The sequence below is a fragment of the Bradyrhizobium sp. CSS354 genome (genome assembly GCF_029051725.1).
Lineage (GTDB): Bacteria > Pseudomonadota > Alphaproteobacteria > Rhizobiales > Xanthobacteraceae > Bradyrhizobium.
Genome location: NZ_JAACFU010000090.1, coordinates 1 through 455 on the forward strand (window position 1 = coordinate 1; position 455 = coordinate 455).

The 455-nt window shown below is 47.0% G+C and carries 1 protein-coding gene; it reads left to right on the forward strand.

Annotated elements, in window-relative coordinates:
- Positions 1-148: 148 nt before the first annotated feature.
- A partial coding sequence (locus GWG67_RS38785) for an exonuclease domain-containing protein (protein WP_275174900.1) occupies positions 149-455 on the forward strand: 307 nt, incomplete at its 3' end.

Below are 455 nucleotides of genomic sequence, written 5' to 3' on the forward strand. Positions count from 1 at the left end.
CGCTGATGATCATTTTAGTATTTTGTACTCACCATCGCATGTACGAACATTAGCAACAATATCAATTGGTGTACAAATACAATCAATCAACGACAAAATAAAAGAATAAAATATTTCATATACATATAACATCAGGCGTGTACATCAAGTGACAGTTAAAAACGACAGCATACAGAGCACATTCCTCTTCCACGATTACGAAACCTTCGGTACGCATCCAGCCCTCGACAGACCTGCGCAATTCGCCGCGCTCCGTACGGATAACGACTTCAACGTTATTGGCGAGCCGGAGGTGTTTTATTGCAAACCCGCCGATGATTATCTACCGCAGCCCGGCGCGGTGCTGATTACCGGCATCACGCCGCAGGAAGCGCGTGAGAAAGGAGAAAACGAAGCCGCTTTCGCCAGACGCATTCATGCGCTGTTCACCGTTCCTAAAACCTGCGTTGTGGGCT